The sequence below is a fragment of the Streptosporangium amethystogenes genome (assembly GCF_000721075.1).
Classification (GTDB): domain Bacteria; phylum Actinomycetota; class Actinomycetes; order Streptosporangiales; family Streptosporangiaceae; genus Streptosporangium; species Streptosporangium amethystogenes.
On sequence record NZ_JOEQ01000055.1, the window covers coordinates 20,935 to 27,390 of the forward strand.

Sequence of the window (6,456 nt, forward strand, 5' to 3'; positions counted from 1 at the left end):
GGCGGGGTGGTGGGGCTAGAAGCGGATCGGCCCGCCGGTGACGGCCGGCGGGCCGATCCGCTCCTAGCCGCTGATCTTGTTGAAGGCGAGGCGGGTGTTCCCCGTCTGGATGCCGGTGACGTTGACCGCCGTGCCATTGATCGTGTTCCGGTTGGCCTCCAGTCGCATTGTGGCCGGACCGGCCACCGTGACGAATCTGCGAAAAGTGCTCAGCGCCACCTGTGTGGTCTGCCCGCTGCTGGGGGCGGCTTCATTGACCTGCTGCACCGTGTAGTCCGTGCCGGGGATCGCGGCGCTCGCGGTGGCGTTGTAGAGGCGCGCCGAGATGTTGACGGCGAACGGCGCGGTGGCCGCTCCCCGGGCGATCGAGGAGCGCACGGTGGCCGTGATCTCGTACGTGCCCGCCCCGGGGAGATCCACCGACAGCGCGGTATTCACCCACGTGTCGTTGGCGGCGGCGGCCAGGTTCACCGCCGCCGGGAGCAGCGCCTCCCCGCAGGAAGGCGCCGGACGAATCGAAGAGGAGGTACCCGTCATCAGCCTGCCGTCCCTGCTTTGTAGGACCAGACGAGGAAGTAGTCCGCAGCGGCCGAGGCACCGGCGAACGACGCGGCGGCGAGGTTGCTGTCATCAGTGTCGTTCACCGACCAGGTGACGGAGGACCCTGCCGGGATGGCCTGGTTGCTGCCGCTGCTCATCGCCACGTTCACCGTGCCCGCGAGAACGGACAGGCTGACCGACTGGAGGCCCGGGAACTCTGTCTTCAGGTTCTAGAGCGTGGTCACGCCGGTGACGCGCCGTACGCCCGTCAGGACCGGCGCATCGGTCTGCTGGCCGCAGACGGCGACGGTGCCGGTCGGCGTGTAGGCGCTCGTGCCGTTGAGGGTGGTGTCCTGCAGCGCGGTGAGGAGACCGGTCGCGTTGTCGACGGCCCAGTGCCGCAGGAACGGCGTGACGGTGCCTGCCGCGGCGACGTCGCACAGCGGCTGCACGATGTGGTCGACCTCCGGCACGACGCCGCACGGCGGCCCCGGGACCAGGGTGATGAAACCAATCGCGGGCGCCACGCACGCCGTGCCCCCGCCATCGTTCCGGTTGGTCACGCGGACGACGGAGGGCGGGCCGTCGTAGTAGAAGTGGCCGGTGTTGTTGCTGACCACGCTGTGCCAGCGGCCGGCGTTGACCTGCGTGTGGCCCAGCGTGGACTCCACCCGATCCGGGAGCGGGGACCCGGCCGGGATGACCTTGTCCTCCCAGGTGTCCCAGTCGAGGTGATCGATACGGAGGACGTCCGCCAGGGCGAGGACGTTGGCGTCGGGCTCGAACGTGAACGTCACCGCCGCGTTCCACACCGGGTTGGTCGGCGTGCCACCACATCCGTTCGGGGTGGCGGCGCTGGCGGTCAGGCGCACCGTGCCCGTCTGAGACGGGTCCTCGCTGTTGACGACGGTGTAGATGAACACCCGGTTGGTCGTGTCGGCCGGGTCCGGGGCGATGCTCAAGGTGTTCCACACCTGCTCGCGCAGGCTCGGCGGGTTCGCGCCGCACTCGACGACGGACATCGGTGTATACGGGGTTACACCGTCTATTTCCGTGTCATGGAACGTGCTGGTGCCGTCGCAGCCGTAGACGAAATGGCGCAGGAACGGGGTGAAGCAGCGCAGGCCGGACGCGTCCGGCTCGACGTCGGGGTTGAGGTCGCACAGCCGGAACGCCTGCACCGCGGCGGCCTCGCACTCGGCCGGCGGCGTCGCGCACTGGCCGACCTCGCCGGTCACGGCGTACGGGGCGGTCCCGTCCAGGTCGGTGTCCAGGACGCTGATGACGGCGCCGGTGCAGTCCCGGCACACGGTACGCAGGAAGGCGGTAAAGACGCCGTCCGCGGTGTCACACAGCATGAACTGCTCGCAGTCCCGGCAGTCCGAGGAACTGCCGCTCCCGCTGTCGGAGGGGGTGCACTGGCCGACCGTGCCGGTGACGATGTAGGGCTGGCCGTCCAGGGTCGTGTCCGTGGTGGAGACGACCTCACCGGTCGCGCAGTCCGTGACCAGGGTCCGGAGGAACTGCGTGCTGCTGGTGACCTCGCAGCCCTCCAGCCCCAGGGAGACGGTGAACTGGTCGGCCGTCCACTGCTTGGCGCCGAGGTGGTACGTCTCCAGCATGAGCGCCACACGGATGTCACCGGCTGCGAGGTCGGCGGCCGTGACGGGTGCGGAGACGGTGAGCCTTCCCTCCCAGCCCACCGGGGCGTTCAGGAGCGCGTTCTGTGTGGCGAGGGCCGTCGTGCCCCGGAAGAGGCCGAGGGCCCCGTCCCACTCCTGGCCCGAATCGGGCCCGTCGTTCCTGACGTGCACAGAGATCGTCAGCGTGCCGGCCGCGCCGTCACACCCCGCCATGTCGGCCGTGAGCTGGCCGACGGCGATCAGGTGCTCCTGCGCCGGGCCAGCCCCGGCCGGGTAGATGAACGTGCCGCCCGACCACAGCGCCGTGTACGGGCCCGGGTGGTTCTGGAACTGCGTTTGCCCGACGTCGGCCGCGACCCCGTCCACAATCGTGGGCGTGATGCTGGTCGAGGAGTCGGCGGGCGCGTCGCACACCATGACCGTGGTCGAGTTGCGGCACGGCTCCACGGAGCAGGAGCCCACGGTCCCAGTCGGGGTGTAGGGCGTGCCGTCGAGGCCGTAGTCCGAGTGGCCGACGATGGCGCCGTTCTCGTCGCGGGCGTAATCCCGGACGGAGGCGATCGCCCCGGTGTCGTCGTAGGTGTACTCGACGAGGGCCAGGCCGATGACCTCGCCTCCGGCGTCGATGTCACAGAACGTGCCGCTGACCTGAATCGACCGGCTCTCACCGCACGCGACCGTCCCGGCCGGGACCGCGCCGGCCGACCACGCCCCAGTGGAAAGGTTCAGCCAGCCCTCGGAGGTCACCACCCCGGTGCAGTCCCGCACGACGGTCACGGCGATGGGTGTGCCGTCCGCCAGGCACAGACCGACCATGGCCGTCGGCGTGGTCTGCGCCTCGCAGTCCGGGGAGAGGGGGCACACGCCGACCGTGCCGGTGACGGTGTACGCGGCGCCGTCGAGGGTGCGGTCGAGGGTGCCGAGGAGCGCGCCCTCGCAGTCGTACGTGGTCGCCCCCACGAAGTGCGTGATCGTGCCGTCCCCAGCGGTGTCGCACAGAATCTGACTGGTCGTGGTGGCGTTGCAGCCGTCCGGCTGGCACGGCTGGAGGGTGCCGGTCGGGGTGTAGGGGGCGCCGGTGCCCGGATCCACGGTACGCGTGCCGACGCGGTCGCCGCTGTTCGTGTCGTAGATCGGCTCGACCAGGGCGACGCCGGTGACGGTGCCGTCCGCGTGGACGTCGCACAGGAGGACGGTCTCGACGTCCACGCGAGCCGGGCCCGCGCTGTTGAGGATCACGGGCCCCTGCCCGCAGCATCCACTCATGACAGGGTAACTCCGATCGTGTACGAGAGGGTGACGGTGCCGGTGTCCGCGGTGATGGTGAGTGGGCCGGTCAGTAAGGCGTTGACGTCGCGGGCGACGCTCCAGGTGGCTGCCTCGCCCGTGTGTAGCGTGCTCGCGCCGTCGGCGGTCGTGACGGTGCCGCTCCCTCCGAACGCAACGGCGGTCACGGACTGGAGGGTCGGCCAGGCCGCGGCCGACCAGGAGGCGCCGGCCGCCAGCTCGACGCGGCGGGCCTGGACGCCAAACGCGGGGTCGGCGCCCTCTGCCTCGTCGACGGTGTCGCAGTCGACCGGCGCGACGGGCGTGTACGGCTCGGTGAGCCCGTTGGTGTAGGTGCCGAGGCTGGTCAGGTTGCCGTCGCAGTCGACGCCGAGCAGCTCGACGTATCCGATGTCGGGCAAACCGTCGCCGTCGGTGTCGTCGCACCGGCACGCTTCGATCACGTTCTACACGTCGCACGGCGTTACCCCCCGGCTGTCGCGCCGTCAGCGGTGCGTTGATCGTCTGAATCTAAGTCGCTTTTTTCGCCAGGGAGCTCGACCCTCGACCGCCCAGATGAACGCCTTCATCGACGCTCACCACACCCAGTGGGGCATCGAGCCGATTTGCCGGGTCCTGCACAGCGCGCCCTCGACGTACTACGCAGCCCGCACTCGGCCGCCGTCCACGCGAGCGATGCGCGATGAGCGGCTCAAGGCGGAGATCACCCGCATCTATCAGGACAACTACTCCTGCTACGGCGCCCGCAAGATCTACCGGCAGTTGCGTCGCGAAGGGCACGCGGTCGCCCGGTGCACGGTCCAGCGGCTGATGGGCGAGCTGGGTATCGTCGGGCTGGTCCGCGGGAAGACCCGGCGAACCACCATCGCCGGCGCTCAGACCGATCGGCCGGCCGATCTGGTGGGCCGTAACTTCCATGCTCCAGTGCCGAACCGGCTCTGGGTCGCTGATCTGACCTATATCCGTACCTGGTCAGGCTGGGTGTATGCGGCGTTCGTCATCGACGTGTACTCCCGTATGGTCGTGGGCTGGCAGATCGCCACGCACCTACGCACCGACCTGGCCTTGGACGCTTTGGAGATGGTTTTGTGGCGTCGTGGTCAGGAGCAGTCGGCGGACTTGTCGGAGCTGGTGCATCACTCCGATCGCGGAGTGCAATACCTAGCGATTCGCTACACCGAACGCCTGGCCGACACCGGCGCGGTCGCCTCGGTCGGCAGCCGCGGAGACTCCTATGACAATGCCCTGGCTGAATCCTTCAACGGCCTGTTCAAGGCCGAGCTGATCCGCCGCTACGGCCCCTGGAAGAACATGGGCGACGTCGAGTTGGCGACGTTGGAATACCTCGACTGGTTCAACCATCGCCGTCTGCACACCTCCTGCGGCAACATCCCGCCCGCAGAGTACGAAGCGATCCACTACCGTCACCAACAGGCCGCACTCACCGCTGCAGAAACCAGGTAGCCGGGGTACATCAGGCCCACGGGCCGGTGGTTCCGTAGACGACCTGTTTACTGTTCCGGGTGCCGGCCAGATCACTGCGACAGATGGCAGGGCGGGGATCAGGCCTGGCCGGCCGGCTGTGGCGGCTCGCCAACCGGATGCGCGAGTCCGCCCCCTGTCCTCACAACCAGGAACTGACCGCGGCGACCAGGGAGACCACCAGGATGACCGTCCCGACGGTCAGGAACAGCACGCCGTGGAGCACGCCCCCGCCGCCCACCCCGTCCAGACGGGCGCGTTGGGGTCGCTCGGGGTCGTAGACCACCATGACCTGCTGGCCCGGACGGACCGGTGACGGATTGGAGCCCAGATCCGACTCGGTCTCCATCACCGCGCCCTGCACCGTCTGGAACTGCAGCGTGGGGTAGTACACGCCGCTGTCGTTGCCGTTGCTGCTGGACCAGCGCAGCCCCACGACGACACCCGGCACCCGCATCCCGTGCCGCCGCAGCCGCTGCCCGACAGTCATCACCCGGATGCCCATCCCGGCGAACACCGCTCCGAACAGGAGTCCAAACAATGGCATGGTGTTCATGTCCACCGCCACCTCCTTCTCATCTCGTTCAAGGGCCGCCGTCGCAATCGCGTTCGAGGGCCTGCACCGCGCCGAGCCGCTACGGCTCAGGAAGACCATGGATGAGGCTAGAGACCGGCACTGGAGAACGACTTGCAGATCATTGGGACGCTCCCACCGCTGTCGACGAGAGCCGCCCACCGGCACGGGCATCACGCAGAGCCACGTTGAGCTTCGTCACGCTGTCCCAGCGCACGGCGCAGTTCCGGATGAGAGGGCCCGGGATGGCCACAGAGCCGGGCAGGAACCGGCGTCCTGCCCGGCACGCAAGCCCTGTGACCTAGCCGTCTAGGAGGTGGACGGCCTGATGAGGAGTTTCTTGGGCTCGGGAAGGTCGAATGGGTCCAGGGAGAGCTCCGTCTCGTCGGCGACCTGGTCTGCGTGCGGTGCGAGGACCACGACGTGCGATCCCCGTTCGCTGTAGCGGGTGTCGGTCCGATGGGTCGCCGACGTGCTGCTGTCCCACCACGTCGCCTCGGTGGTCATCAGACGGGTGGGCAGGCCCGTGCCGTCGGTCCACAGCTGACCCGGGATCTCAGTGACCGATCGTTCTCGAAGAGGATGCGGGTCACCTCGGCGATGTGGACACCGCGTTCGAGGCGGAACTGCCGCTTGAGCGCCTGGACCGGGTCGGGGGACCGGCCTACGCCGCGGCGGGACCAGCCTCGACCGACGCGTCCAGCAGGGCGGCCCATCGCTTCATGGATCGTGGTCCTTCTCGAAAAGATGATGTTTCGGGAACGTCATCTTTGCAGTTGGTCGCGCCGACCTGAGGGAGTACCGGGACTCCTGTTCGGTTCTAGGTGATCGCCTAGTGCCGTGACCGCATAGGTTCACCGGGTTGAAGTCGAACTGGTCCTCGTCGCCCGTGTGCCCCTGGCAGGATCTTGCCCATGTTCGAAGAGAAGC

The 6,456-nt window shown here is 68.7% G+C and carries 7 protein-coding genes and 1 other annotated feature; of the genes, 1 reads left to right on the forward strand and 6 read right to left on the reverse strand.

From position 1 onward, the window contains the following. Nucleotides 1-63: 63 nt before the first annotated feature. From IG98_RS0140880 to IG98_RS0140895, 4 genes are all read right to left on the reverse strand, one after another. Nucleotides 64-537 (reverse strand): hypothetical protein, encoded by a 474-nt coding sequence (locus IG98_RS0140880; protein WP_157594807.1) that lies wholly within the window; start codon nt 535-537, stop codon nt 64-66. Continuing rightward, the gene (locus tag IG98_RS51510; protein WP_157594808.1) at nt 537-698 is read right to left on the reverse strand and encodes a hypothetical protein; all 162 of its coding nucleotides are present in this window, start codon (nt 696-698) and stop codon (nt 537-539) included. The genes IG98_RS0140880 and IG98_RS51510 overlap by 1 nt, the downstream gene beginning before the upstream one ends. Nucleotides 699-770: 72 nt before the next feature. Beyond that, nucleotides 771-3,422, reverse strand: a complete 2,652-nt coding sequence (locus tag IG98_RS0140890; protein WP_030925390.1) for a hypothetical protein — start codon at nt 3,420-3,422, stop codon at nt 771-773. Nucleotides 3,423-3,445: 23 nt separating this feature from the next. After that, the gene (locus IG98_RS0140895) at nt 3,446-3,913 is read right to left on the reverse strand and encodes a hypothetical protein (RefSeq protein ID WP_030925392.1); all 468 of its coding nucleotides are present in this window, start codon (nt 3,911-3,913) and stop codon (nt 3,446-3,448) included. A gap of 73 nt (nt 3,914-3,986) precedes the next feature. Then, nucleotides 3,987-4,100: a sequence feature (AL1L pseudoknot), on the forward strand. On the opposite strand from IG98_RS0140895, the gene IG98_RS0140900 reads away from it, so the two are divergent. Then, nucleotides 4,026-4,934: an IS3 family transposase gene (locus IG98_RS0140900; RefSeq protein WP_030925393.1), complete on the forward strand. Its 909-nt coding sequence runs from the start codon at nt 4,026-4,028 to the stop codon at nt 4,932-4,934. (Overlaps the previous feature by 75 nt.) Nucleotides 4,935-5,094: 160 nt before the next feature. Here IG98_RS0140900 and IG98_RS0140905 read toward each other — a convergent pair whose 3' ends face one another. Together IG98_RS0140905 and IG98_RS0140910 are read right to left on the reverse strand one after the other, a co-directional pair. Continuing rightward, nucleotides 5,095-5,508 (reverse strand): DUF3592 domain-containing protein, encoded by a 414-nt coding sequence (locus IG98_RS0140905; protein WP_169750280.1) that lies wholly within the window; start codon nt 5,506-5,508, stop codon nt 5,095-5,097. Between the two features lie 327 nt (nt 5,509-5,835). Beyond that, nucleotides 5,836-6,033, reverse strand: coding sequence for a hypothetical protein (locus IG98_RS0140910; RefSeq protein WP_030925399.1), 198 nt, complete (start codon nt 6,031-6,033; stop codon nt 5,836-5,838). Between the last annotated feature and the right edge of the window lie 423 nt (nt 6,034-6,456).

Excerpts from the sequence above, each read along its gene's own strand:
- IG98_RS0140880 (WP_157594807.1), bottom strand. The coding sequence starts at position 537 with ATGACGGGTACCTCCTCTTCGATTCGTCCGGCGCCTTCCTGCGGGGAG.
- IG98_RS51510 (WP_157594808.1), bottom strand. The coding sequence starts at position 698 with ATGAGCAGCGGCAGCAACCAGGCCATCCCGGCAGGGTCCTCCGTCACC.
- IG98_RS0140900 (WP_030925393.1), top strand. The coding sequence starts at position 4,026 with ATGAACGCCTTCATCGACGCTCACCACACCCAGTGGGGCATCGAGCCG.
- IG98_RS0140905 (WP_169750280.1), bottom strand. The coding sequence starts at position 5,508 with ATGAACACCATGCCATTGTTTGGACTCCTGTTCGGAGCGGTGTTCGCC.
- IG98_RS0140910 (WP_030925399.1), bottom strand. The coding sequence starts at position 6,033 with ATGACCACCGAGGCGACGTGGTGGGACAGCAGCACGTCGGCGACCCAT.